This window comes from Bacillus sp. AR13-1 (genome assembly GCF_008042285.1).
Classification (GTDB): Bacteria; Bacillota; Bacilli; order Bacillales; family Bacillaceae_G; genus Bacillus_A; species Bacillus_A mycoides.
The window spans coordinates 55,526-81,131 of sequence record NZ_QNUA01000005.1 but is presented as its reverse complement, the minus strand read 5'-3'; the positions used below and the strand labels follow the sequence as shown (position 1 = coordinate 81,131).

The following is a 25,606-nucleotide window of genomic DNA, read 5'->3' as shown; positions in this document are numbered from 1 at the left end:
TCCCTACACTTCGATTATTATAGTAGTAGTGTTCGTGGTCAGACCACTTGGAGAAATTGATATCAGCAAGCATAATTTGAGGAGAGTGGATAGTTTGTCAACACTTCGTGAAGAAGCACTTCACATGCATAAAGTGCATCAAGGAAAATTAGAAACTGTATCAAAAGTAAAAGTAGAAAATGCAAAAGATTTAAGTCTTGCATATTCTCCAGGGGTTGCAGAGCCTTGTAAAGAAATTTATGACGATAAAAGTAAGGTATATGAATATACAATGAAGGGAAATATGGTAGCAGTTGTGACAGATGGAACGGCTGTACTTGGTCTTGGTAACATTGGACCTGAAGCATCTCTTCCAGTAATGGAAGGTAAAGCTGTATTATTCAAGAGCTTTGCTGGTGTAGATGCATTCCCGATTGCCTTAAATACAAACGATGTAGATAAAATTGTTGAAACTGTAAAATTAATGGAGCCAACTTTTGGCGGTGTAAACTTAGAAGATATCGCAGCGCCAAACTGCTTCGTTATTGAAGAACGTTTGAAAAAAGAGACAAACATTCCAATATTCCATGATGATCAACACGGAACAGCTATCGTAACAGTAGCAGGCCTTGTGAACGCGCTGAAGTTAGTTGGAAAGAAAATGTCTGACATTAAAGTTGTCGCAAATGGTGCAGGTGCAGCAGGTATTGCAATCATTAAACTTTTATATCGCTATGGTGTACGTGACGTTATTATGTGTGACCGTAAAGGTGCAATCTATGAAGGTCGTCCTGTCGGTATGAATCCGGTGAAAGATGAAGTTGCAAAATATACAAATAAGAGTCGTATAGAAGGTTCTTTAGCTGATGTTTTACAAGGTGCGGACGTATTCATTGGTGTATCTGCAGCAGGTGCATTAACTGAAGAGATGGTTCGTACAATGAATGACGATGCAATTATTTTTGCAATGGCGAATCCGGTTCCAGAAATTATGCCAGAATTGGCAAAAGCAGCGGGCGCAGCTGTTGTTGGAACAGGTCGTTCTGACTTCCCGAACCAAGTAAATAATGTACTAGCGTTCCCAGGTATTTTCCGCGGTGCACTTGATGTACATGCGACACAAATTAATGAAGAAATGAAGATGGCAGCTGTACAGGCCATTGCAGAGCTTGTATCAGAGGATGAGTTGAATGCAGATCATATCATTCCAGCACCATTTGACGCGCGTGTAGCGCCTCAAGTAGCGGCTTACGTTGCGAAAGCAGCAATGGAGACAGGAGTAGCTCGCCGTCAAGTAGATCCAAATGAAGTCGCTGAGAAAACAAAACAATTAGCGCTGATTGGTAAAGAATAAGCGAGGAATTTCCATTGACATCATCAAATACAAAAGTATATCTCGAAATTGTAAAAAAAATCCGTTCCATTATGGAAGAGGATTGTTTAGTAGCAGGGGATCGTTTGCCATCTGAGCGTGAGTTAAGTTCACGCTTAAATGTTGGACGTTCCTCTGTAAGAGAAGCATTACGTGCGTTAGAACTGGTAGGATTAATTGAAACGAGACGTGGTGAGGGAACGTTTATTCGAAACTTTTACGATAACGGTCTTGTACAATTAATTGCTCCGTTCTTGCTGCAAGATGAGAAAACAATTCGTGATTTATTACAAACAAAACGATTGCTTGAGAAAGATATGATTCGACTTGTATGTAATTTACCGAAAGAAACGTTTTCTGAAGTACTAAGTAAATTACACCAAGTGCTTGAAGAAAATGAAAGCTCAATTCCGGTGCTTCATCAAACGTTCTTTAAAACACTTATTGAACAATTCAATAATTATTTACTCTATCGCATTTGGATGATCGTAAATGATTACGTTGCAACTCTTTCTTGTGAAGTTTCAGGAGATTCTATCGAAATGTATAGAAAGCTTTATGCTACTTTGGAAGTGAAACAAGAAAATGATGCGTTAAAAATTTACGATGAATTAGTAGAGAATATACAGTTTCACTCGTAATGTATAAAATTTGTCGAAATGACCATGACACGTTATGACAAACATTCTACCGCATAGCGGTTAAAGTTAAACGTAAAGAGAGAGGTTATTAGACAGATTGAGAAGATAAGGCTAACATCAAACATTGGTGTTAGCCCCATTTTCTTCTTACGCTAACCTTAGCTCTCAATGAAGGGGGTCAAATTGTGCTAAGAGATTTATTCGTGAAAAAGAAAAAGTACGCTGCAATACCTTCAGAACAAGTACGAAAAGATGTACCAGATGGCGTTATGACAAAATGTCCGAAATGTAAAAAAATCATGTATACGAAAGAGCTTCTTAAAAATTTAAAAGTATGCGTGAATTGTGGATATCATCATCCGATGAATGCATGGGAACGCCTTGATAGTATATTGGACGAAGGTTCATTTCGTGAGTATGACAAAGAGATGGTTTCACTAAATCCACTTGAGTTTCCGGGATATGAAGAGAAACTAGAAAACGATCGTAAGAAGACTAAATTGAATGAAGCGGTTGTAACTGGTGAAGGAACAATTGATGACATGCTTGTTGTTGTTGCAGTAATGGATTCTCGTTTTCGAATGGGCAGCATGGGCTCTGTTGTAGGAGAGAAAATTGCCCGTGCGGTTGAAAAGGCATACGACTTACAAGTTCCATTTATTATCTTTACTGCGTCGGGTGGTGCTCGTATGCAAGAAGGGATATTAAGTTTAATGCAAATGGCAAAAACAAGCGTAGCTTTGAAAAAGCATAGTAATGCAGGAGGGTTATTTATTTCTGTTATGACTCACCCAACGACGGGCGGGGTTTCAGCGAGTTTCGCTTCACTTGGTGATTACAATCTTGCAGAGCCAGGTGCACTTATCGGATTTGCTGGTAGACGCGTAATTGAACAAACAGTGCGTGAGAAACTGCCGGAAGATTTCCAAACGGCAGAATTTTTACTAGAGCACGGTCAATTAGATGCGGTGGTGCATCGTGATGATATGAGAGAATCACTCCGTAAGATTTTAGAAGTTCATCAAGGAGGGGAAATGGCTGTATGGCAGAGCTAGAATTTGAGAAACCAGTTGTTGAGCTAAGAAATAAGATTCGTGAACTGAAAGACTATACGAAAAACAGCCAGATGGACTTCAGTGAGGAGATTCGTATTTTGGAAGACAAGCTAGAAAAACTAGAGGAAGATATATACGGCAATATGAAAGTATGGGACCGTGTTCAAATTGCTCGTCATGCAGAACGACCGACAACGCTCGATTATATTGAGCACTTATTTACTAATTTTTTTGAATGTCATGGAGATCGCCTATTTGGCGACGATGCAGCGATTGTCGGCGGCATTGCGAAATATAAGGGGATGCCCGTAACTGTAATTGGGCACCAACGCGGAAAAGATACGAAAGAAAATATTCGTCGTAATTTTGGGATGCCTCATCCAGAAGGATATCGAAAAGCACTGCGTCTAATGAAACAAGCGGAAAAGTTTAATCGTCCCATTATTTGTTTCATCGATACGAAGGGAGCTTATCCTGGTAAAGCAGCTGAAGAACGTGGACAAAGTGAGGCAATTGCCCGTAATTTATTTGAAATGGCGGGTTTAACTGTACCTGTTATTTGTATCGTTATCGGTGAAGGTGGTAGCGGTGGTGCGTTAGGTCTTGGAGTAGGAGATTACATTCATATGCTGGAAAATTCCACTTATTCTGTTATTACACCAGAGGGTGCGGCGGCGATTCTTTGGAAAGATGCTGGTAAAGCAAAAGAAGCTGCAGAAGCGATGAAAATTACAGCATTAGATTTGAAAGAATTAGGTGTAATTGACGAAATTATTCCAGAGGCAAAAGGCGGAGCACATCGTAATGTTTTGAAACAATCAGAAAATATAGATTTAATGCTTAAGAAAACTTTTGAACAATTAAGCGGAATTTCGAAAGATGAATTAATCGAAAAACGTTATGAAAAATATATGAAAATTGGGCAAGTTTCGTTTTCAAACGCTTCCATTGGGATAAAATAAGAAAAGCGTGCGTTCCTCTTCGCGAATGCACGTTTTTATTATGAAAAGACACATCTTCTCCATTGTGTTTTTGTATTTTTTCGTGTTATTTTATTATAAGGCAAATAATCTTTATGAGGTGAGTACAAATGAAACGTATTGGTGTATTAACAAGTGGTGGAGATTCACCTGGTATGAATGCTGCCATTCGTGCAGTTGTTCGTAAAGCGATTTTCCATGATATTGAAGTATATGGTATTTACCATGGATACGCTGGTTTAATTTCTGGTCATATTGAAAAATTAGAACTTGGTTCTGTTGGCGATATTATCCACCGTGGTGGTACAAAATTATATACAGCAAGATGTCCTGAGTTTAAAGACCCAGAAGTACGACTAAAAGGAATCGAGCAATTAAAGAAACATGGTATTGAAGGACTTGTCGTTATTGGTGGAGATGGTTCGTACCAAGGCGCAAAAAAATTAACTGAGCAAGGATTCCCATGTGTAGGTGTACCAGGTACAATCGACAATGATATCCCTGGAACAGACTTCACAATTGGTTTTGATACAGCTTTAAATACTGTTATTGATGCAATTGATAAAATCCGTGATACAGCTACATCTCATGAACGTACATATGTTATCGAAGTAATGGGACGTCACGCTGGAGATATCGCATTATGGGCTGGTTTAGCTGATGGTGCAGAAACTATCTTAATTCCAGAAGAAAAGTATGACATGGAAGATGTTATCTCTCGTCTGAAACGCGGTAGTGAACGTGGTAAAAAGCACAGTATTATCGTTGTAGCTGAAGGTGTTGGAAGTGCAATTGACATCGGTAAGCACATTGAAGAAGCAACAAGCTTTGATACTCGTGTAACTGTATTAGGTCACGTACAACGTGGTGGATCACCAAGTGCACAAGACCGTGTATTAGCTAGTCGTCTTGGCGCAAGAGCAGTTGAATTATTAATTGCTGGTAATGGCGGACGTTGTGTTGGTATTCAAAATAATAAACTTGTTGATCATGACATTATCGAAGCGTTAGCTCAAAAGCATACAATCGATAAAGATATGTATCAATTATCTAAAGAATTATCTATCTAATCGGCTTAATGCCTTGTATTTGGGAACGGTTTCATAATTTTCGGAGGTGCAATATGCGTAAAACTAAAATTGTATGTACTATAGGTCCTGCTAGTGAAAGTATTGAGAAATTAGAGCAATTAATGGAAGCGGGTATGAACGTTGCTCGTTTAAACTTCTCTCATGGTAGCCATGAAGAGCATGGAGCTCGTATTAAAAATATTCGTGAAGCTTCAAAGAAAACTGGTAAAACAGTTGGTATCTTACTTGATACAAAAGGTCCAGAAATCCGTACACATGACTTCGTAGACGGACAAGCTGAGCTTGTAACAGGTGCAGAAGTAATTCTTTCTACTGAACAAGTATTAGGAACTGCAGAGAAGTTCTCTGTATCTTATGCTGGTCTTTATGATGATGTTGATCCAGGTTCTCGTATTCTAATCGATGACGGTCTTATCGAACTAGAAGTAATCGAGAAAGCTGACGGAAACATCCGTACAAAAGTATTAAACAGCGGAACTGTAAAAAATAAAAAAGGTGTTAACGTACCAAACGTAAGCATTAAGCTTCCTGGTATCACTGAAAAAGACGTGCAAGATATCGTTTTCGGTATCGAGCAAAAAGTTGATTTCATCGCAGCATCTTTCGTACGTAAAGCATCTGATGTATTAGAAATTCGTGAATTATTAGAAGGGCATAACGCTCAATACATCCAAATCGTACCAAAAATCGAAAATCAAGAAGGTATCGACAACATCGATTCAATCTTAGAAGTTTCTGACGGTCTAATGGTTGCTCGTGGTGATATGGGTGTAGAAATTCCACCAGAAGAAGTACCATTAGTACAAAAACGTCTAATCAAAAAATGTAACGTATTAGGCAAACCAGTTATTACTGCAACACAAATGTTAGATTCTATGCAACGTAACCCACGTCCAACTCGTGCGGAAGCAAGTGACGTAGCAAACGCAATCTTCGATGGAACAGATGCAATCATGCTTTCAGGTGAAACTGCTGCGGGTCAATACCCTGTAGAAGCTGTAACAATGATGGCTAACATTGCGGTACGTGTTGAAAAATCATTACAATATGAAGATATGTTCAAAAAACGTATTAAAGAGTTCACACCAACAATTACAGATGCAATTAGCCAATCTGTTGCGCACACAGCACTTGCTCTTGATGTAGCTGCAATCGTAGCTCCAACAGAAAGTGGACATACTGCGAAAATGATCTCTAAATACCGTCCGAAATCTCCAATCGTAGCTGTAACATCTGACGAGCAAGTAGGACGTCGTCTTGCACTTGTTTGGGGTGTTCAAGCATTTATGTCTGAGAAACGTGCAGCTTCTACTGACGAAATGTTAGATACAGCAATTCAAACAGGTATGGATGCGGGTCTAATCGGACTTGGAGATACTGTAGTAATCACTGCTGGTGTTCCAGTTGCTGAAACTGGTACAACAAACTTAATGAAAATCCACGTTGTTGGTGAAAAAGTTGCTAAAGGGCAAGGAATCGGTCGTAAATCTGCAAAAGGTAAAGTAGTTGTAGCGAAAACAGCTGCTGAAGCTGTAGCGAACGTAAACAAAGGTGATATCCTTGTTACAACAAGCACAGATAAAGATATGATTCCTGCAATTGAAAAAGCTGCTGCTCTAGTTGTAGAAGAAGGCGGTCTAACAAGCCATGCAGCTGTTGTAGGTGTATCAATCGGTATTCCTGTTATCGTTGGTGTAAACGGCGTAACAACAACTTTAAAAAATGGCCAAGAAGTAACAGTTGATGCAGCACGCGGAATTGTTTATAATGGACATGCGGAAGTGCTATAAGAAGTAATACGGAGAGAAGGATCGGAGTCCTTCTCTTTTTTTTACACAAAAAAGGATAGAGATAGCTTTAAATACCTGAAATCGCTTTGAAAAACGTTTATTATAATGTTTAGTGGAAGAGGGTTATTTGTCCTTTATGAAGCTTGTATGAGCGTTTTAAGGGGCTTATAAGGGGTTTTGCAAGGGTGATACTTTCAAACCTTTTAAATGAAATATGAAGGAGTGCGAGCTATGAAGTGGTTACTGTTCTTACTTATTTTAGTGCCGGCGATTGAGATTACGGTGTTAATAGGATCGAGTCATGTAATAGGTTTATGGTCTACGTTCGCTATGATTGTATTTACGGGTATTGTGGGTGTATATTTGGCGAAACGACAAGGGTTTAAAGTACTTAGAGAGATTCAATTTAGGCTAAATAGAGGAGAAATGCCGGGTGATGCGGTTCTAAATGGTATTTTTATATTCGTAGGAGGTATTCTTTTAGTACTGCCTGGATATGTGACGGATATAATAGGTTTTATCTTTGTTGTTCCTATAACGAGGGCTTTATTGAAGCCGGCTGTTATGAAGTGGATTGATTGGAAATTTAGAAAGAGAACTACTATTATTGTTCAAAAATAACGCGTAGATTATAGCGATCTACGCGTTATTTTTTTATTTGCTATTTATAGTCAATCGTTAGCTTCCTGCTCGGGTTGGATTTTTGTTAGTTATTAAACGATAGGATGCAGAGGGTTCTTGTGAATGAAAAGTGTTACATTAGGATGCTGTTTTTTGCTTGTAGTAAGATTCGACTAGTGAGCAGAAGTTAGACAGGAGAAGAAAAATTACTGATTAAAGGGTTCATCTGCCTCATTTTGTATATTTATTCGTTTACATAAAAAGTAATAAATGTAAGTAATAATTATAAAATATATAGAATAAAAATGTATTTTCGTCCTAAAATATGCGTTTTTATGCAAAAAAATAAGAGGATTATCCTTTTTTAGGAAATTCTCTTATAGATGTAGGTAGTACAAAAAAGTACAGTGAGTAATCAGTGGGAATTTCCCACTGATTACAGTTGATTTTTTATTGTGTATGAATTAGGAAATATTATTTTGATGGTGAACCCTTAATGAATTTCCATAAGTCGTGGAATACATGAGCTTTGTGTAATGTATTAAGTAGTACTAATATGACTGGACCGATGATTAATCCTAAAAAACCAAAGAGCTTAAAGCCGACAAATAGAGCGATGAGTGTCGCTAATGGATCTAGTCCAATATTAGATGAAAGTACTTTTGGCTCCATGATTTGTCTTTGGACAATCACGACGATGTATAGGATGAGAAGACCGATGGCGAATGCAGTATCGCCTGTGAAAAATACGTATATAACCCAAGGAACGAATACGGCTCCAGTTCCTAAATACGGGAGTAAATCTACAACCCCTGTAATAATCGCGATAGTAATTGCGTATGGCACGCGTAATATTAAAAGGCCGATTAGTACAATGATAGTTGTCATAGATACGAGTGTAAGTTGCGCTTTAACAAAACCAAACAAAGCTTTTCTTAAATCGACAAAAATAGTTTTTCCGTATCCATGCAAACGATTAGGTAGAAGTTTTCTTACTTTATGAGCAAGACGGTGCCAATCGTAACTAATGAAGAAGGTGGCTAATAAGACGAAGACAAGGACAGTTAAAGTTGTTGGTAATGCACTAATGAAATTTGTTAACCCACTTATAATGGCGGTTAAAAGTTCTTTCATTTGTGTCGTTGCTTCGGTGCCTAAGTTTTGAATGTTTTGTGTAATAGTGTATCGCTGTGGTTCTCCGAGATGATTAAATTTAGAGATTAAATCATCATAGAGAGGCATAATATGATTAAGTGCAAATTGTTGGGCGAATGCAACGATATCTGGAAACTTAACTGTAACAATTTGTAGTAAGTACGTTGTGGCAGATATTGCTTCAGTTACAAGGTATGTAACAAGTCCAACGATAGCTCCGAATACGAGAATTAAGCTAACGAGTACCGCTAATGCGCGAGGGAATTGTAGTTTTTGATTAAGGAAATTGACGACAGGATTAATCAAATAAGCGAATGCAAAAGCGATAATAAAAGGGTAGATAAGACCTGACATGTACAGCAATGCATAGAACCCAACTACCGTTGCTACAATGACAAATATGAGTCGTAATATCATATATAGTAAGTTTCGGTTCAAAGATGTATACCTCCCATTCCAATTTGGATTATCTTAATTCGTTCAACTTATAACTAGTGAGATTCACTGATCAAAGTTTCACTTTATGTTATAGTGGAATGATGGATTTAGCCTGCTTCTGCAGCGGATTAATGACTACAGAAGCTTGTTGGTGATGCTTCTACTATATGGTAAAAACTTCATTTTCTCTCCTTTTTATTTTACCTGTTTCTTATTATAAAAGAAAGGAGAGACATCCGCTTTTAAATGTATATGCATGCTTTATTTTTTTCTGGTTAAAGTCTTGTTTGTAATTTTGAAATGCGCATGAAAATCAATTTGTTTCTTTATTATAATTGGTAAATACGCATCGATATAGCATGTATAACGATAGGTTTAAAGGTATTTTTGTTTGGAAGCGAGTTCATTATTTTCAGAAAGGAAGTGCAAACATGATTAGTCAGTCAACGTTATTTTTATTCATACTACTTATTATAGGACTTATTGCTAAAAACCAATCGCTTACTGTAGCTATTGGAGTGTTATTCTTATTGAAATTTACGTTTTTAGGAGATAAAGTCTTTCCTTATCTACAAACGAAAGGGATTAACCTTGGTGTAACAGTCATTACAATAGCAGTGCTCGTACCGATTGCGACAGGGGAAATAGGCTTTAAACAACTCGGAGAAGCAGCGAAATCGTATTATGCATGGATTGCTTTAGCCTCAGGTGTGGCGGTCGCTTTGTTAGCGAAAGGCGGCGTACAATTATTGACGACGGACCCACATATTACAACCGCACTTGTTTTTGGGACAATTATAGCTGTAGCTTTATTTAATGGAGTCGCTGTAGGTCCATTAATTGGGGCTGGAATTGCCTATGCAGTTATGAGTATTATACAGATGTTTAAATAAGGAATTTTATAGTAATATAAAATTTTTGAATTCTTTCTGTTCACAAAAGTCAGATAATTGTTTATAATAGGATTAGAAACTTTGAAAAGTTACATAACAGCAGAGACTTTACACCAGATAAAATAAACACAACATAAAATAAAAACAACATAAAACAATTTTATAATGATATTGTTTTATGTTGTTTTTATCATAAACTCTTCGGAATTCATTTTCCTCACTAACTTGTTGTTCTGAGCGTGAGGATTCGGGGAGACATTCACGCTCATGCTTTCCATGTAAGCAATGGACAAAAAGAGGGGAACATCGCAATAAATTTGCATGAACGTGCATTTTGCTTGCCTAAAGAGTGAACGAGCGTTCATAATTTATAAGGGGAGCAAATAGATATAAGGAGCAAGGTTGGGAGAATTTTCAGGAAAAGGAGAGAATGTCATGACTGTTATTCGAGGTTTAGAAGGGGTAGTAGCAACAACATCATCTGTGAGCTCTATTATTGATGATACATTAACTTATGTTGGGTATAATATTGATGATTTAGCTGAGAATGCTACGTTCGAAGAAGTAGTGTACTTATTATGGCACCGCAAGCTTCCTAACGAAAAAGAACTAGCGGAATTTAGTGGAACAGTATCTGAATACTATAAGGTACCAGGTGAGGTTTTAACATATTTGAAACAAGTAGATTTAAAAATCGCGCACCCGATGTCGGTTTTACGAACTGCGATTTCCATGCTATCATTATATGATGAGAGCGCTGAAATAATGGATGGAAAGTCTAATTATTTGAAAGCGGTTAAATTACAGGCTCAAGTCGGAACTTTAATTGCGGCTTATGCAAGAATTCGCAAAGGTTTAGATGTTGTTGAGCCAAGAAAAGATCTATCATTAGCTGCAAACTTCTTGTACATGTTAAATGATCGTGAGCCAAATGAAGTTGAAATTGAGGCTTTTGATAAGGCACTTGTACTTCATGCCGATCATGAGTTAAACGCTTCTACATTTACTGCACGTGTTTGCGTAGCTACACTTTCAGATGTGTATTCTGGTATTACAGCAGCAATCGGTGCATTAAAAGGTCCTCTTCACGGCGGGGCAAATGAAAATGTAATGAAGATGTTAACTGAAATTGGCGAAGAAGAAAATGTAGAATCATATATTCATAATGCTCTTCAAAATAAAGTGAAAATTATGGGATTTGGTCATCGCGTATATGAGCATGGTGATCCACGCGCGAAACACTTACGCGAAATGTCTAAGAGATTATGCGTGCTTTTAGGAGAAGACAAATGGTATAATATGTCTATCAAAATTGAAGACATTGTAACAAAAGAAAAAGGTCTTCCACCAAATGTTGATTTCTATTCAGCTTCTGTATACCATTGTTTAGGAATTGACCATGACTTATTTACACCTATCTTTGCAATTAGCCGTATGTCAGGCTGGTTAGCTCATATTCTAGAACAATATGAAAACAACCGTTTAATCCGTCCGCGTGCTGATTATGATGGACCGACACATCAAGTGTACGTTCCGCTAGCGCAACGATAAGCGAAAAACACTATTTTGATAGTGAAAATACGCTTTCAAAAGTCTGATTTTTTTGGGAAGATGTAATGATTAGAATATTTAAATTTGACTAACGGTTTGAACTGAGGGGTTATTCCCTCAGTTTCATACATATGAAATTTCAAACATGGGGGTTATCACATTGACGACAGGTGAAAAAATTACTGTAACTAATGGTGTTATGAATGTACCAAACAATCCGATTATTCCATTTATCGAAGGAGATGGAATTGGTCCTGATATTTGGGCTGCAGCATCTCGCGTAATAGAAGCAGCAGTTGAAAAAGCTTATGATGGTGAGAAGAAAATCGTTTGGAAAGAAGTGCTTGCAGGGGAAAAAGCATTCAACCAAACAGGCGAGTGGTTACCAGAAGAGACTTTAAATTTAATTCGTGAATATTTAATCGCAATTAAAGGTCCACTTACAACTCCAGTTGGTGGTGGTATTCGTTCTCTAAACGTTGCGCTTCGTCAAGAATTAGATTTATATGTATGTCTACGTCCAGTTCGTTACTTTGAAGGTGTTCCTTCACCTGTAAAACGTCCGGAAGATACTGATATGGTTATTTTCCGTGAAAATACAGAAGACATTTACGCTGGAATTGAATATGCACAAGGTTCTCCAGAAGCAGAAAAAGTTCTTGCTTTCTTAAAAGAAGCAATGGGTGTTAATAAAATCCGCTTCCCAGAAACATCAGGGATTGGTATTAAACCAATTTCAGAGGAAGGGACAAAGCGTCTTGTTCGCGCTGCAATTCAATATGCAATTAACGAAAAACGCTCTTCTGTTACATTAGTTCATAAAGGAAACATTATGAAATTTACAGAAGGTGCTTTCAAAAACTGGGGTTACGAAGTAGCTGAACAAGAATTCGGCGACAAAGTATTTACTTGGGCTGAATATGATCGCATTGTTGAAAAAGATGGAAAAGATGCAGCGAATAAAGCGATGGCAGACGCAGAAGTGGCTGGGAAAATCATCGTAAAAGATTCTATTGCAGACATCTTCTTACAACAAATTTTAACTCGTCCACGTGAGTTTGATGTTGTTGCAACAATGAACTTAAACGGAGACTACATCTCTGATGCACTTGCTGCACAAGTAGGTGGAATTGGTATTGCACCTGGTGCAAACATTAACTATGTGACTGGACATGCTATCTTTGAAGCTACACATGGTACAGCTCCAAAATATGCAGGTTTAGATAAAGTAAACCCATCTTCAGTTCTTCTTTCTGGTGTATTATTATTAGAGCACTTAGGATGGAACGAAGCTGCGAATTTAGTAACTGATTCAGTTGAGAAAACAATTGAATCAAAAGTAGTAACTTATGATTTCGCACGCTTAATGGAAGGTGCAACAGAAGTGAAATGTTCTGAGTTCGCTAATGAACTTATTAAAAACATGGATGTAGCGATAATCAAAAACGCATAATTAAAGCGGGGGGTAAATTATGACAATCAAACGCAAGAAAGTTTCAGTCATCGGTGCAGGATTTACAGGAGCAACAACAGCATTCTTATTAGGACAAAAAGAACTTGCAGATGTTGTATTAGTGGACATTCCACAGCTGGAAAATCCAACAAAAGGGAAAGCGTTAGATATGTTAGAAGCGAGCCCAGTACAAGGTTTTGATGCTAACATTATTGGTACATCTGATTACGCAGATACTGCTGATTCTGACGTTGTCGTTATTACAGCAGGTATTGCGCGTAAGCCTGGTATGAGCCGTGATGACTTAGTAGCAACAAACTCTAAAATTATGAAAAGTATTACGCGCGACATTGCGAAACATTCACCAAATGCGATTATTCTTGTATTAACAAATCCAGTTGATGCAATGACATATTCTGTATTTAAAGAAGCAGGATTCCCGAAAGAGCGTGTTATCGGTCAATCGGGTGTATTAGATACAGCTCGTTTCCGTACATTTATTTCACAAGAGTTAAACCTTTCTGTGAAAGACATTACAGGATTTGTTCTTGGTGGACATGGTGACGATATGGTACCTCTTGTACGCTATTCCTATGCAGGTGGCATTCCGTTAGAAACATTAATTCCAAAAGAGCGTTTAGAAGCAATCGTAGAACGTACACGTAAAGGTGGCGGTGAGATTGTAGGCTTATTAGGAAACGGTAGTGCATATTACGCACCAGCAGCTTCTTTAGTTGAAATGACAGAAGCGATCTTGAAAGATCAACGCCGTGTATTACCAGCTATTGCGTACCTTGAAGGTGAATATGGTTATAGTGACCTTTACTTAGGGGTACCAGTAATTCTAGGTGGTAACGGAATTGAAAAAATTATTGAATTAGAACTTCTTGCAGATGAGAAAGAAGCGTTAGATCGCTCTGTAGAATCTGTACGTAACGTTATGAAAGTTCTTGTTTAATAATTAAATATAAGTGGAAAAAGATTCGGGGCCCCGAATCTTTTTCTACTATATATTGAAATGTTTTTTTGAAATAATATGAAAACGCTATCATTTGGTGTATCCTATAATGAAACTATAGACTTATACTATACATTGCCCTCATCACAGTAAATTTCGGATAAGGTATCGCTTTTAGTAGGATAATAAGGTGAAAAAATCGGAGGGGGTTGTAACATGTTAAAGAAAAAAGTTCAAATTGGTCGTAGGATGGATGAAATTACAGTAGGAGAGAAATTATCTATCACTGAAAAAATTGAGGATAAAGATTTGTTATTGTACTTAGGGTTAACGAATGATGCCAATCCATTATATATTCAGCATGATTACGCATCCCAAACTCCGTATGAAAAGCCGATTGTCCCAAGCATTATGCTAACGGGACTGATTACAACGGCGGTTACGAAATATTTACCAGGTCCAGGTAGTCATATTACTAGGAAGGACCTTACGTTCGTGAAACATGTTCACCATTATGAAACGTTACAAATCCACTTTGAAGTTGTGGCTGTTTCAGAGGAGGAACATACAATTGATATGCTTGTATTTGCTCATGATGAAAAAGGAGAAACTGTTGTAAAAGGTTCATTAACAGTAACACCACCTTTTAAATCTGTTTCCATTATGGAAAAAGCATTAGATAATTTTTAAAATATGAAAATATGAATAGCGCTAGCATACCTTTTATAAGGGGCTAGCGCTATTTTAGTTGAAAAATCCTTCTTTGAACCCTTCAGCAAATTCTGAACAACCTGTTTTAATCGTATCCCAGCTAGGTACGTTAAAAGTAAGGAAACATGTTACTACTAAAGTTAAAATAGGTAGTAATATTCGCATAATAGCCCCCTTTTATCGAATTTATTTATATATTTAAATTAATAATATGATTATTGGTAATTGAAGTCAATTAAGGGGGAGGTTTTTTTAGATGAAGTGGAAAAGAGAAGACGTTATCTTTGAAACGATAAGAGAAGCTGAAGTATGGGCCGATTCAATCGCAAATGAAATGTACGGGAAAGTATTTGATGGATATGAAACACCAGATTATAAAATAGCGTATGCTCTTTCGTTTTTCCTAGCGCAAAATCGAGAGTTTATAGTTCATACGGAAGAAGAGTTTAAAAAAGATAGATTCATCTATAAAGTTTGGATAGCGACCGGATAGAGGGAATGAAGTTACGATTGCTTTTATTTTCCGAAACTCTAGTACAAACGAGCTCCATGAATAGACAATTATATTGAGGGAGACCTTGTTTTCTAGTATGATGAGAATAACGGGGAAAATACTAGGATGAAGAAGGTTTCAAGTCTATAACTTGGAGGAAAAGAATGAACAATCGTATTTTAGTAGTTGATGATGAGGAATTTATCTTAACTTTAATTGAATTTAATTTACAACAAGCTGGGTTTGAAGTTATTACAGCAATGGATGGAGAAATGGCGCTTCAAAAAGCGACTACAGAACGCCCAGATTTAATTATATTAGATTTAATGCTTCCAAAAATGGATGGTATGGAAGTTTGTAAAGAATTACGATTGCAGCGTATTATGACGCCGATTTTAATGTTAACAGCAAAAGATGATGAATTTGATAAGGTGCTAGGTCTTGAGCTTGGGGCTGATGATTATATGACGAAGCCATTTAGTCCAAGGGAAGTTGTTGCTCGTGTGAAGGCGATTTTGCGCCGTACGAAATTACAGCAGGAAGAACAAGTTTCAGAATCGCCAGATGAAGAGAGCATCAAAATTGGAGAGCTTAAAATTTTACCGGAGTTTTATGAAGCGTACTTCCAAGGAAGGAAACTGGAATTAACACCGAAAGAATTTGAGTTACTTGTTTATCTTGCGAAAAATAAAAGTCGTGTATTAACTCGTGACCAATTATTAAGTGCTGTATGGAATTATGATTTTGCCGGTGATACAAGAATTGTTGATGTCCATATTAGCCATTTGCGCGATAAAATTGAACAAAATACGAAAAAACCGACGTACATTAAAACGATACGTGGTTTAGGTTATAAATTAGAGGAGCCAAAAGTGGATGAATAAGTTTCGTTCCAGGCTTCTTTTTACATTTGTTTCTCTTATCGTTTTTATTTTAGTTGGACTAGGTGTATTATTAGAAACTGTATTTGAAAACTACTATATAGATCATGCTAAAGAGAGAATGATAAAAGAGACACAGTATGTTGCGGTATTAGCAGAAGAGCAAGGGTTTGATGCTGTTTTAAAAAAGCCTTATGTATTTGAAAAGTTAGAAGAAAAAATACCAGCTTCTATTATATTTGTTGATGAAAAAAAGAAAGTTCAATATAGCGGAGGGCAACCATCTGCATTTAATCAAGAGATGATTAAAGAACTTTCTTCTGAAGCAGCAAAACAACGAAGTAAAGTGATTACGCAAGAAACAGATCAAAAGAATGAATTTTATCATGCGGTGTTCGTTCAAGATCTAGCAGGAAAACAAGGATATATTTTGGTGAAAAGTACAATTGAGCCATTGAAAGACGTACATCAAAAAACGTGGGGATTATTAATTATAGGATTTGTTATCGCTTGTCTCGTAGTCGTATTTTTAGGTATGAAAATTACGGGGCAATATATTAGGCCGATTGAATCGGTTACGAAAGTTGCCATTGAATTAGCGAAGGGAAATTATAAAGCACGCGCTTATGAAAGTCATTCGGATGAAACAGGGATGCTGAGTAAAGCGATTAATATTTTAGCTCGTAATTTACAAGAGATGACTCTTGAGCAGGAAATGCAACAGGATCGTCTGCATACGTTAATTGAAAATATGGGAAGTGGAATGATTTTAATTGATAGCCGCGGTTATATAAACCTTGTAAACCGTTCTTATAAGGAAACTTTCCACGTAACAGATGAAGAATATTTAGATCGCTTATATTATGAATCGTTTCATCATACAGAAATTATTGAGCTTGTGGAAGAAATCTTTATGACAGAAGTGAAAGTGCGTAAACAAATGTTATTGCCGCTTGGAATTGAGCGAAAGCATTTCGAAGTATATGGAGCGCCAATTATTGGGACGAACCATGAATGGAAAGGTATTGTTCTTGTGTTCCATGACATAACAGAGTTAAAGAAATTAGAACAAATGAGAAAAGACTTTTTAGCGAATGTTTCTCATGAACTAAAGACGCCAATTACTTCTATTAAAGGTTTTTCAGAAACGCTCTTGGATGGGGCTATGGATAATAAAAAATTCTGCGAACATTTCTTACATATTATTTTAAAAGAAAGTGAACGCATGCAAGGATTAATTGAAGATTTATTAGACTTGTCAAAGATCGAGCAACAAGGGTTTAAACTAAATATGGGGACCGTTGATATGAAGGAACTTCTTGAAGATATTCATATGGTGCTTGATAATAAAGCGGGAGAAAAAGAAATCTCTTTACAAGTGAATGCATTAAAACGTGTCTCTGTCATTGGGGATCCAGGTCGCTTGAAACAAATCTTTATTAATTTAATTAATAACGCGATTGTATACACACCGGCTGGAGGCGTTGTTTCTGTTGAATTGGCAGAAGATAAATATAATGCTTATATAAAAGTATCTGATACTGGAATTGGTATTAGTAAAGAGGAAATCCCACGTATTTTTGAACGCTTTTACCGAGTGGATAAAGCAAGAAGTAGAAATACGGGTGGAACGGGTCTTGGTTTATCAATTGTAAAACATTTAGTTGAAGCGCATCAAGGTACGATTACAGTGGATAGTGAGGTTGGGGAAGGAACAACATTTACAGTTGTTTTACCAAAATCAGCTACTGAAAAATAGGATGAAGGATATTTACAATATATTAACAATGGCTTAATTAAATATTAATAAAGCTCTGTTAATATAATATATGAAAACCCCTTCATCCAAGGAGTAATTTTGGACGAGAGTAGTTATGCTATTCTCGTCACTTCCCTTTATGCCAATGTAAGTCTGTTTATATATGATAGAAAAAAACCGTTATTTTTCTTCTCTCTATTAGTCATGTTAATATAGAGAGAGGACAGGAACGGTTTTTTTCTGTGGGAAAAATCGTTTCAAATATGTATGGGGAGGTTTGTAGTTTGGAAAAAAAAGTCGTATTAGTAGATGGTAATAATATCGCGTATCGTGCTTTCTTTGCACTACCGCTTTTAAATAACGACAAAGGTATACATACGAACGCAATTTATGGTTTTACAATGATGTTAATGAGGATACTAGAGGAAGAAAAACCGACGCATATGCTTGTGGCGTTTGATGCGGGGAAAACAACATTCCGTCATAAAACGTATAGTGATTACAAGGGAGGGCGTCAAAAGACTCCACCTGAGTTATCAGAGCAATTCCCGTTTATTCGTGAGGTGCTTGATGCATTCAATGTACCGCGTTATGAGCTGGAAAATTATGAAGCGGATGACATTATGGGAACGTTAGCGAAAGAAGCGAGTGAGCAAGGGTTTCATGTTAAAGTTATTTCAGGAGATAAAGATTTACTGCAACTTGTTTCAGATAATACACTCGTATGTATTCCTCGCAAAGGGATTACGGAAGTAGATGAATATACGAAAGAAGCTTTATTTGAGAAATATAGCTTATCACCAAAGCAAATTATCGATATGAAAGGTTTAATGGGAGACCAATCGGATAACATTCCAGGTGTACCAGGTGTTGGTGAGAAGACAGCCATTAAATTATTAACGCAATTTGAAACAGTAGAAGCAGTATATGAAAACTTAGATCAAGTGAGTGGAAAGAAATTAAAAGAAAAGTTAGAAGCGAATAAAGAACAAGCTCTTATGAGTAAAGAACTTGCGACTATTATTACAGACGCACCGATTACTGTGCATGTAGATGATATGGAATATAAAGGGTATGAACCAAGCGATTTGATTCCAATGTTCGAGAATTTAGGATTTACATCCCTTTTAAATAAGTTAGGTGTTACGCCGGAGGAAACGGCTCCAGCCGAATTAGATGATATTACATTTGATATTGTAGAAGAAGTTACAGAAGAAATGCTTCAGCAAGATAGTGCGCTTATTGTTGAAGTGCAAGAAGATAATTATCATAAAGCCGATATTCAAGGTTTTGGTATTCAAAATGAAAATGGTTGTTACTTCATTCCAGCCGATGTTGCTCTTAAATCGGATGCTTTTAAAGAGTGGCTTGCAAATGGAGAAATGAGAAAACATACATTTGATGCGAAGCGTGCTATCGTTGCTCTCAAGTGGAAAGGTGTAGATATTCAAGGGATTGACTTTGATTTATTAATTGCCGCTTATTTACTTGATCCAGCCGATACAGATAAAGATTTCCGTACTGTAGCGAAAATGAAAGAAACGCATGCCGTAAAATCTGACGAAGAAGTTTACGGGAAAGGTGCGAAGCGTGCTGTTCCGGAGCTAGAGGTAGTAGCGGAGCATGTAGCTCGTAAAGTGCATGTATTATATGATGTAAAGCAAACGTTTTTAGAAGAATTAAAAAAGAACGAGCAATATGAATTATTTACGGAATTAGAATTACCACTTGCACGTGTATTAGCTGATATGGAAGTGAAAGGTGTAAAAGTTGATACGGAGCGTCTTCGTAATATGGGAGAAGAACTTGCAGGTAGATTAAAGGAAATGGAACAGGAAATTTATAAGCTTGCGGGAACAGAATTTAATATTAATTCACCGAAGCAACTTGGGGTTATTCTGTTTGAGAATTTAAACTTACCAGTTATTAAAAAGACGAAAACAGGTTATTCTACGTCGGCGGATGTATTAGATAAACTTATGGATCGTCATGAAATTATTCCAAATATTTTACATTACCGTCAATTAGGAAAGCTAAATTCAACTTACATTGAAGGTTTATTGAAAGTCGTACATGAAGATTCATCTAAAATCCATACTCGTTTTAATCAAGTGTTAACGCAAACAGGTCGATTAAGTTCAACAGATCCGAACTTACAAAATATCCCGATTCGCTTAGAAGAAGGAAGAAAGATTCGTCAGGCATTCGTTCCATCAGAAGAAGGATGGATCATGTACGCGGCTGATTATTCACAAATCGAACTTCGTGTGCTTGCTCACATTGCAAATGATCCAGGGTTAGTTGAAGCGTTCCAACATGACATGGATATTCATACGAAAACAGCTATGGATGTATTTGGTGTTGGGAAAGACGAAGTAACATCTAACATGAGACGACAAGCAAAAGCTGTTAACTTCGGAATTGTGTATGGTATTAGTGATTATGGTCTTTCGCAAAACTTAGGAATTACAAGAAAAGCAGCAGCGGAATTTATTGAAAAGTATTTAGAAAGTTTCCCTGGTGTACAAGAATACATGGATGAAATCGTAAAAGATGCGAAACAAAAAGGATATGTGGTTACATTATTAAATCGTCGCCGTTATATTCCGGAAATTACGAGTCGTAATTTCAATTTACGTAGCTTTGCTGAGCGTACAGCTATGAATACACCAATTCAAGGTAGTGCGGCTGATATTATTAAAAAAGCGATGATTATTATGGCAGATCGTCTAGAAGAAGAAGGATTACAAGCGCGTCTTCTTCTGCAAGTACACGATGAATTGATATTTGAAGCACCAAAAGAAGAAATTGAAAAATTAGAGAAGCTTGTACCTGAAGTAATGGAGCATGCAATTGAACTAGCCGTTCCATTGAAAGTTGATTATTCTTACGGTCCAACTTGGTACGATGCGAAATAAGGACGTGATGAAATGCCGGAATTACCAGAGGTTGAAAACGTTAGACGGACGCTTGAAAATCTTGTAACAGGAAAAACGATTGAAGATGTCGTTATTACTTATCCCAAAATAGTAAAACGACCGGATGATGCAGAAATTTTTAAAGAAATGCTAAGAGGCGAGACAATTGAAAATATAAAGCGAAGAGGTAAGTTTTTGCTTTTGTATGTAACGAACTATGTAATTGTTTCACATTTGCGCATGGAAGGTAAGTTTTTACTTCATCAAGAGGATGAGCCGATTGATAAACATACGCACGTCCGTTTCTTATTTACAGATGGAACTGAATTACATTATAAAGATGTGAGAAAGTTTGGTACGATGCATCTCTTTAAGAAAGGTGAAGAGTTGAATCAAATGCCTCTTGCTGACTTAGGCCCGGAGCCATTTGATGCTGAATTGACACCGCAGTATTTACAAGAAAGATTGCAAAAAACAAATCGTAAAATAAAAGTCGTATTATTAGATCAGCGTCTTTTAGTAGGGCTTGGAAATATATATGTAGATGAAGTGTTATTCCGTTCTCAAATTCACCCAGAACGAGAAGCTGCATCTTTAACAGAAGAAGAAATAGAAAGAATTTACGAGGCGATTGTTACAACGCTGGGCGAAGCTGTTAAGCGAGGCGGAAGTACAATTAGAACGTATATTAATTCACAAGGACAAATTGGTTCGTTCCAGGAACTTCTAAATGTATATGGGAAAAAAGGAGAACCGTGTGTGACTTGCGGTACGCTATTAGAAAAAACAGTTGTTGGCGGAAGGGGAACACATTACTGCCCAATTTGCCAACCTAGAATATAGAAAAGGGATAACATCGGATAGGCATTTGTCATATACATAGAGCAGAGCTATGTATAAGGGAGGAGCTTACCGATGTACCTTTATTTATCTCTTATTTTATTAGCTTTTACATTAAGCTTAGATAGCTGTAGTGTAGGGCTAACATACGGGTTAAGGAGCGTAAGAATTCCACTAAGATCAATTATAATTATCGGGATCTGTTCAGCAGCTGTAATGCTCGTTTCCATGGGAATTGGACATATGATCGCGAAAATATTTTCACCTGTTATCGCAACGCGTATCGGCGGATTTGTTCTTATTGGAATAGGTATTTGGGTATTATATCAATTTTTTCGAAGTGATAAAAAAGAAGAACCGAAGCAAGAGGAAAAGGTTTGGAAACTAGAAATTGCTTCGCTAGGGTTAGTGATTCAAATTTTGCGGAAGCCGACTGTTGCAGATTTTGATAAATCAGGAACTATCTCTGCAGGAGAAGCGCTACTTCTCGGTATCGCTCTTTCTATAGATTCGTTTGGTGCTGGAATTGGTGCATCTTTATTAGGTTATGCACCCGCGATGATGGCGGTATTAGTCGCGGTTATGAGTTCTTTATTTTTATTTATTGGAATGAAGCTCGGTACGATTTTATCAAATATGAAATGGTTACAAAAATTTACATTCCTGCCTGGGGTATTACTCATTATTATTGGAATTTGGAAAATGTAAGTATGGGCGTGGAACATTAGTTTCGCGCCTTTAATATTGTGAGGAGGATTATTATGACAGTAGTAATTGGATTAACAGGAGGCATTGCAAGCGGAAAAAGTACGGTATCAGAAATGTTTCGTGAAATGAGTATACCGGTTATTGATGCAGATATTATTGCGCGAGAAGTTGTAGAACGAGGAAAATCGGCATATAACAAAATTGTAGAGGTGTTCGGAACGGAAGTGTTACAAAAAGATGGAGAGCTTGATCGACCAAAGCTTGGGAGTGTCGTTTTTTATAATGAAGAAAAACGATTGCAGTTAAACGAAATTGTTCATCCTGCGGTGCGTGAAGAAATGAATGCACAAAAGGAGATGTACATAAAAGAAAGTATGCAAGCGGTTGTGTTAGATATCCCTCTTTTGTTTGAAAGTAAATTAACAAATCTCGTTGATCGTGTTTTAGTTGTAGCAGTCACACCGAATACGCAATTGGAACGTTTAATGAAACGAAATAACTTTTCAGAAGAAGAAGCAACGGCTCGTATTCAATCTCAAATGCCATTAGAAGAAAAAGTAAAGAAGGCAGATGAGGTAATTTATAATGATGGCACAATTACTGGAACGAAAACACAATTAGCTTCTATTTTGAAAGAATGGAACATTATTGATTAAAAAATTGTGAAATTAATGAAAATGCTTAGTGACATATCTCTTTTTTGTGTTATACTATTATTGGGATTGGAGATAAATAGTATAACGCATTCAAGGGGGATAACATATTATGACTCGTGTGGCAATTAATGGATTTGGACGTATCGGGAGAATGGTATTTCGTCAAGCAATAAAAGAAAGCGCATTCAAAATTGTAGCAATAAATGCAAGCTATCCATCAGAAACGTTAGCGCATTTAATTAAATATGATACAGTTCATGGAAAGTTTGACGGAACAGTGGAAGCATTTGAAGATCACTTACTAGTTGATGGGAAAATGATTCGCCTTTTAAACAACCGCGATCCAAAGGAGTTGCCTTGGAAAGATCTAGGTGTTGAAGTTGTAATTGAAGCAACTGGTAAATTTAACTCTAAAGAAAAAGCAATTCTTCATGTTGAAGCTGGAGCGAAAAAAGTTATTTTAACAGCACCTGGTAAAAATGAAGATGTAACAATCGTAGTTGGTGTGAACGAAGACCAATTAGATATCACAAAGCATACTGTTATTTCAAATGCATCTTGTACAACAAACTGTTTAGCGCCTGTTGTAAAGGTGTTAGATGAGCAGTTCGGAATTGAAAACGGTTTAATGACAACTGTTCACGCTTATACAAATGACCAAAAAAATATTGATAACCCACATAAAGATTTAAGAAGAGCGCGTGCTTGCGGACAGTCCATCATTCCAACAACGACGGGTGCTGCAAAAGCGCTAGCAAAAGTTCTTCCACACTTAAACGGAAAACTTCATGGTATGGCACTTCGTGTACCAACACCAAACGTGTCTCTTGTTGATTTAGTAGTAGACGTAAAACGTGATGTAACAGTTGAAGATATTAATGAAGCATTCAAAACTGTTGCAAACGGTGCATTAAAAGGAATTGTAGAATTCAGCGAAGAGCCTTTAGTGTCTATCGATTTTAATACAAATACACACTCAGCTATTATTGATGGTTTGTCTACAATGGTAATGGGTGATCGTAAAGTGAAAGTACTTGCTTGGTATGATAACGAGTGGGGCTACTCTCGTCGTGTTGTAGATCTTGTAACGTTAGTTGTTGATGAATTAGCGAAACAAAAAAATGTGCAACATATTTAAGTGAACGAGAGAGGGCAAGTGAAAATTTGCCCTCTTTTTTATTTTTTTCTGAAAAGGAAAAAAATTATATAAGTATATTTTTAAATAGTGGACATACCACGAAACGTTGGGATTACTGTATTCGTGAATCATTAATTTTTTTTAGGGAAAAGTAAAGAGGAAAATATGACAGAAAATCGAAAAAACTGTTGTTGCAAAATGAAAATAAACAAAGTATACTAACACTCGTAAACTTAAGAGCTGAGGTACGTAGTCACTACTTAAAGGGTTAGGACCTCTCTGGACTAACTTTCCCCCGTGGTAGTGGAGCAAGCCAAATTGCAAATTAGTTTTCAATTCGAACAGTTAGAATAAATTTACAAGGGGGAACTGTAGAATGGATACTATGGATACGATGGGTCGTCACGTGATTGCTGAACTTTGGGATTGCGATTTCGACAAGCTTAATGACATGCCGTATATTGAACAATTATTTGTGGATGCAGCACTAAGAGCTGGTGCTGAAGTACGTGAGGTTGCTTTTCATAAATTTGCACCACAAGGTGTAAGTGGAGTAGTAATTATCTCGGAATCACATTTAACAATTCATAGCTTTCCGGAGCACGGTTACGCAAGTATTGATGTTTATACTTGTGGGGATCGTATTGATCCAAATGTTGCTGCAGAATATATTGCAGAAGGTTTAAACGCGAAAACGCGTGAGAGCATCGAGCTTCCTCGAGGCACTGGTAGCTTCGAAATTAAGCAGAGAGAAACAAAAGCTCTTTAAAAAAGAACATAATTGATTTAAAATGTAAAGAGGTGTATAATGCACCTCTTTTTTAGTTTATATAAAATAGGATCACGATATGTAATAACTTAGAGTGGTCATTATAGAAGAATGAGTTATATAATATTGTATATATATTTTCACATGTAGGTGAGTAGCGAAAGAATAAAGATTATAGTGTAAAGGAGTGAATGAATTGCGTTGTCCATCCTGTTTTCATAATGGAACAAGAGTGTTAGATTCGCGTCCGGTAGACGAGGGGCGCTCTATTCGAAGAAGAAGAGAGTGTGAAAGTTGTTTAAGTCGCTTTACGACATTTGAAAGAGTAGAAGAATCACCTCTTATCGTTGTTAAAAAAGAAGGAACACGAGAAGAGTTTAATAAAGAGAAAATTTTACGCGGTTTAATTAAAGCGTGTGAAAAAAGACCTGTATCTTTAAGGCAGTTAGAGGAAGTAACACAAAGTGTGGAGCGTGAACTTCGTAACTTAGGTATATCAGAAGTGAAAAGTGATATGATTGGTGAAATTGTTATGGAAGAACTTCGTGATATTGATGATGTTGCGTACGTACGTTTTGCTTCTGTGTATCGTCAATTTAAAGATTTAAATGTATTTATTGAAGAATTAAAAGATATACTGCAAAAAGAGAGAGAGTAGAAGGAATCTCTTTATATACTGTAAGTAAACGAGATAAGAGAGCTAGAAGCGGAAGCTAATAGCTCTTTTTCGCTAATAAATTATATAATAAAGATAGA

The 25,606-nt window shown here is 36.9% G+C and carries 24 protein-coding genes; 22 read left to right on the top strand and 2 right to left on the bottom strand.

From position 1 onward, the window contains the following. Positions 1-124 precede the first annotated feature (124 nt). From ystJ to DN408_RS02150, 7 genes are all read left to right on the top strand, one after another. Positions 125-1,333, top strand: a complete 1,209-nt coding sequence (gene ystJ, locus DN408_RS02180) for an NADP-dependent malic enzyme (protein WP_161793975.1) — start codon at positions 125-127, stop codon at positions 1,331-1,333. Between the two features lie 14 nt (positions 1,334-1,347). Continuing rightward, the gene (locus DN408_RS02175) at positions 1,348-1,992 is read left to right on the top strand and encodes a FadR/GntR family transcriptional regulator (protein ID WP_002129364.1); all 645 of its coding nucleotides are present in this window, start codon (positions 1,348-1,350) and stop codon (positions 1,990-1,992) included. Between the two features lie 185 nt (positions 1,993-2,177). Continuing rightward, positions 2,178-3,047, top strand: coding sequence for an acetyl-CoA carboxylase, carboxyltransferase subunit beta (gene accD / locus DN408_RS02170; RefSeq protein ID WP_002015500.1), 870 nt, complete (start codon positions 2,178-2,180; stop codon positions 3,045-3,047). Then, positions 3,035-4,009 carry an acetyl-CoA carboxylase carboxyl transferase subunit alpha gene (gene accA / locus DN408_RS02165; protein ID WP_000818787.1) on the top strand — a complete coding sequence of 325 codons (975 nt, stop codon included), beginning with the start codon at positions 3,035-3,037 and terminating at the stop codon, positions 4,007-4,009. Before accD ends, accA begins: the two co-directional genes overlap by 13 nt. A 128-nt stretch (positions 4,010-4,137) precedes the next feature. Next, a complete protein-coding gene (gene pfkA, locus DN408_RS02160; RefSeq protein ID WP_002015498.1) occupies positions 4,138-5,097 on the top strand; it encodes a 6-phosphofructokinase in 960 nt (319 codons plus the stop codon). A gap of 53 nt (positions 5,098-5,150) precedes the next feature. Beyond that, positions 5,151-6,908 carry a pyruvate kinase gene (gene pyk, locus DN408_RS02155; RefSeq protein ID WP_002015497.1) on the top strand — a complete coding sequence of 586 codons (1,758 nt, stop codon included), beginning with the start codon at positions 5,151-5,153 and terminating at the stop codon, positions 6,906-6,908. A gap of 231 nt (positions 6,909-7,139) precedes the next feature. Further along, positions 7,140-7,529: an FxsA family protein gene (locus DN408_RS02150; protein WP_002129362.1), complete on the top strand. Its 390-nt coding sequence runs from the start codon at positions 7,140-7,142 to the stop codon at positions 7,527-7,529. A 474-nt stretch (positions 7,530-8,003) separates the two neighbouring features. On the opposite strand, the gene ytvI is transcribed toward DN408_RS02150, so the two are convergent. After that, the gene (gene ytvI, locus DN408_RS02145; RefSeq protein WP_002129361.1) at positions 8,004-9,122 is read right to left on the bottom strand and encodes a sporulation integral membrane protein YtvI; all 1,119 of its coding nucleotides are present in this window, start codon (positions 9,120-9,122) and stop codon (positions 8,004-8,006) included. Positions 9,123-9,553: 431 nt separating this feature from the next. Between ytvI and DN408_RS02140 the strand changes: the two genes are divergently transcribed. The 5 genes from DN408_RS02140 to DN408_RS02115 all read left to right on the top strand — a co-directional run bounded on the left by DN408_RS02140 (position 9,554) and on the right by DN408_RS02115 (position 14,667). After that, a complete protein-coding gene (locus tag DN408_RS02140; RefSeq protein WP_000625507.1) occupies positions 9,554-10,015 on the top strand; it encodes a DUF441 domain-containing protein in 462 nt (153 codons plus the stop codon). Positions 10,016-10,450: 435 nt separating this feature from the next. Beyond that, on the top strand, positions 10,451-11,566 hold the full coding sequence (citZ, locus tag DN408_RS02130) for a citrate synthase (protein WP_012261808.1): 1,116 nt from the start codon (positions 10,451-10,453) through the stop codon (positions 11,564-11,566). A gap of 160 nt (positions 11,567-11,726) precedes the next feature. Further along, entirely contained in the window at positions 11,727-13,019 is a 1,293-nt protein-coding gene (icd, locus tag DN408_RS02125; RefSeq protein ID WP_002088934.1) for an NADP-dependent isocitrate dehydrogenase, read from the top strand. A 19-nt stretch (positions 13,020-13,038) separates the two neighbouring features. Further along, positions 13,039-13,977 carry a malate dehydrogenase gene (gene mdh, locus DN408_RS02120; protein ID WP_002131240.1) on the top strand — a complete coding sequence of 313 codons (939 nt, stop codon included), beginning with the start codon at positions 13,039-13,041 and terminating at the stop codon, positions 13,975-13,977. Between the two features lie 216 nt (positions 13,978-14,193). Further along, positions 14,194-14,667 (top strand): MaoC/PaaZ C-terminal domain-containing protein, encoded by a 474-nt coding sequence (locus DN408_RS02115; protein ID WP_002015489.1) that lies wholly within the window; start codon positions 14,194-14,196, stop codon positions 14,665-14,667. A gap of 54 nt (positions 14,668-14,721) precedes the next feature. On the opposite strand, the gene DN408_RS31840 is transcribed toward DN408_RS02115, so the two are convergent. Further along, on the bottom strand, positions 14,722-14,853 hold the full coding sequence (locus DN408_RS31840) for a hypothetical protein (RefSeq protein WP_002015487.1): 132 nt from the start codon (positions 14,851-14,853) through the stop codon (positions 14,722-14,724). A gap of 91 nt (positions 14,854-14,944) precedes the next feature. Here DN408_RS31840 and DN408_RS02110 point away from each other — a divergent pair, with 91 nt between their 5' ends. The 10 genes from DN408_RS02110 to nrdR all read left to right on the top strand — a co-directional run bounded on the left by DN408_RS02110 (position 14,945) and on the right by nrdR (position 25,508). Continuing rightward, positions 14,945-15,181 (top strand): hypothetical protein, encoded by a 237-nt coding sequence (locus DN408_RS02110; RefSeq protein WP_002129357.1) that lies wholly within the window; start codon positions 14,945-14,947, stop codon positions 15,179-15,181. A gap of 164 nt (positions 15,182-15,345) precedes the next feature. Beyond that, a complete protein-coding gene (gene phoP, locus DN408_RS02105; protein ID WP_002129355.1) occupies positions 15,346-16,065 on the top strand; it encodes a two-component system response regulator PhoP in 720 nt (239 codons plus the stop codon). Beyond that, entirely contained in the window at positions 16,058-17,821 is a 1,764-nt protein-coding gene (phoR, locus tag DN408_RS02100; protein WP_002167588.1) for a sensory box histidine kinase PhoR, read from the top strand. The genes phoP and phoR overlap by 8 nt, the downstream gene beginning before the upstream one ends. Before the next feature lie 284 nt (positions 17,822-18,105). Further along, on the top strand, positions 18,106-20,739 hold the full coding sequence (gene polA, locus DN408_RS02095) for a DNA polymerase I (protein ID WP_002164995.1): 2,634 nt from the start codon (positions 18,106-18,108) through the stop codon (positions 20,737-20,739). 12 nt (positions 20,740-20,751) lie between these two features. Beyond that, positions 20,752-21,582: a DNA-formamidopyrimidine glycosylase gene (gene mutM, locus DN408_RS02090; RefSeq protein ID WP_002015480.1), complete on the top strand. Its 831-nt coding sequence runs from the start codon at positions 20,752-20,754 to the stop codon at positions 21,580-21,582. 72 nt (positions 21,583-21,654) lie between these two features. Further along, positions 21,655-22,287 (top strand): sporulation membrane protein YtaF, encoded by a 633-nt coding sequence (gene ytaF / locus DN408_RS02085; protein ID WP_002129352.1) that lies wholly within the window; start codon positions 21,655-21,657, stop codon positions 22,285-22,287. A gap of 53 nt (positions 22,288-22,340) precedes the next feature. After that, positions 22,341-22,943, top strand: coding sequence for a dephospho-CoA kinase (gene coaE / locus DN408_RS02080; RefSeq protein WP_078177711.1), 603 nt, complete (start codon positions 22,341-22,343; stop codon positions 22,941-22,943). A 109-nt stretch (positions 22,944-23,052) separates the two neighbouring features. Next, on the top strand, positions 23,053-24,081 hold the full coding sequence (locus tag DN408_RS02075; protein WP_002129350.1) for a glyceraldehyde-3-phosphate dehydrogenase: 1,029 nt from the start codon (positions 23,053-23,055) through the stop codon (positions 24,079-24,081). A 385-nt stretch (positions 24,082-24,466) separates the two neighbouring features. Next, on the top strand, positions 24,467-24,850 hold the full coding sequence (gene speD, locus DN408_RS02070; protein ID WP_002003660.1) for an adenosylmethionine decarboxylase: 384 nt from the start codon (positions 24,467-24,469) through the stop codon (positions 24,848-24,850). A 196-nt stretch (positions 24,851-25,046) separates the two neighbouring features. Then, positions 25,047-25,508, top strand: coding sequence for a transcriptional regulator NrdR (gene nrdR, locus DN408_RS02065; protein WP_001203686.1), 462 nt, complete (start codon positions 25,047-25,049; stop codon positions 25,506-25,508). Positions 25,509-25,606 lie beyond the last annotated feature (98 nt).

What these genes read in the sequence shown, in the direction of transcription:
- mutM (WP_002015480.1), top strand. Translation starts at nt 20,752, where the DNA reads ATGCCGGAATTACCAGAGGTTGAAAACGTTAGACGGACGCTTGAAAAT.
- phoP (WP_002129355.1), top strand. Translation starts at nt 15,346, where the DNA reads ATGAACAATCGTATTTTAGTAGTTGATGATGAGGAATTTATCTTAACT.
- mdh (WP_002131240.1), top strand. Translation starts at nt 13,039, where the DNA reads ATGACAATCAAACGCAAGAAAGTTTCAGTCATCGGTGCAGGATTTACA.
- DN408_RS02075 (WP_002129350.1), top strand. Translation starts at nt 23,053, where the DNA reads ATGACTCGTGTGGCAATTAATGGATTTGGACGTATCGGGAGAATGGTA.
- citZ (WP_012261808.1), top strand. Translation starts at nt 10,451, where the DNA reads ATGACTGTTATTCGAGGTTTAGAAGGGGTAGTAGCAACAACATCATCT.
- speD (WP_002003660.1), top strand. Translation starts at nt 24,467, where the DNA reads ATGGATACGATGGGTCGTCACGTGATTGCTGAACTTTGGGATTGCGAT.
- pfkA (WP_002015498.1), top strand. Translation starts at nt 4,138, where the DNA reads ATGAAACGTATTGGTGTATTAACAAGTGGTGGAGATTCACCTGGTATG.
- DN408_RS02140 (WP_000625507.1), top strand. Translation starts at nt 9,554, where the DNA reads ATGATTAGTCAGTCAACGTTATTTTTATTCATACTACTTATTATAGGA.
- DN408_RS31840 (WP_002015487.1), bottom strand. Translation starts at nt 14,853, where the DNA reads ATGCGAATATTACTACCTATTTTAACTTTAGTAGTAACATGTTTCCTT.
- DN408_RS02115 (WP_002015489.1), top strand. Translation starts at nt 14,194, where the DNA reads ATGTTAAAGAAAAAAGTTCAAATTGGTCGTAGGATGGATGAAATTACA.
- DN408_RS02110 (WP_002129357.1), top strand. Translation starts at nt 14,945, where the DNA reads ATGAAGTGGAAAAGAGAAGACGTTATCTTTGAAACGATAAGAGAAGCT.
- accA (WP_000818787.1), top strand. Translation starts at nt 3,035, where the DNA reads ATGGCAGAGCTAGAATTTGAGAAACCAGTTGTTGAGCTAAGAAATAAG.
- ytaF (WP_002129352.1), top strand. Translation starts at nt 21,655, where the DNA reads ATGTACCTTTATTTATCTCTTATTTTATTAGCTTTTACATTAAGCTTA.
- phoR (WP_002167588.1), top strand. Translation starts at nt 16,058, where the DNA reads ATGAATAAGTTTCGTTCCAGGCTTCTTTTTACATTTGTTTCTCTTATC.
- pyk (WP_002015497.1), top strand. Translation starts at nt 5,151, where the DNA reads ATGCGTAAAACTAAAATTGTATGTACTATAGGTCCTGCTAGTGAAAGT.
- ystJ (WP_161793975.1), top strand. Translation starts at nt 125, where the DNA reads ATGCATAAAGTGCATCAAGGAAAATTAGAAACTGTATCAAAAGTAAAA.
- coaE (WP_078177711.1), top strand. Translation starts at nt 22,341, where the DNA reads ATGACAGTAGTAATTGGATTAACAGGAGGCATTGCAAGCGGAAAAAGT.
- DN408_RS02150 (WP_002129362.1), top strand. Translation starts at nt 7,140, where the DNA reads ATGAAGTGGTTACTGTTCTTACTTATTTTAGTGCCGGCGATTGAGATT.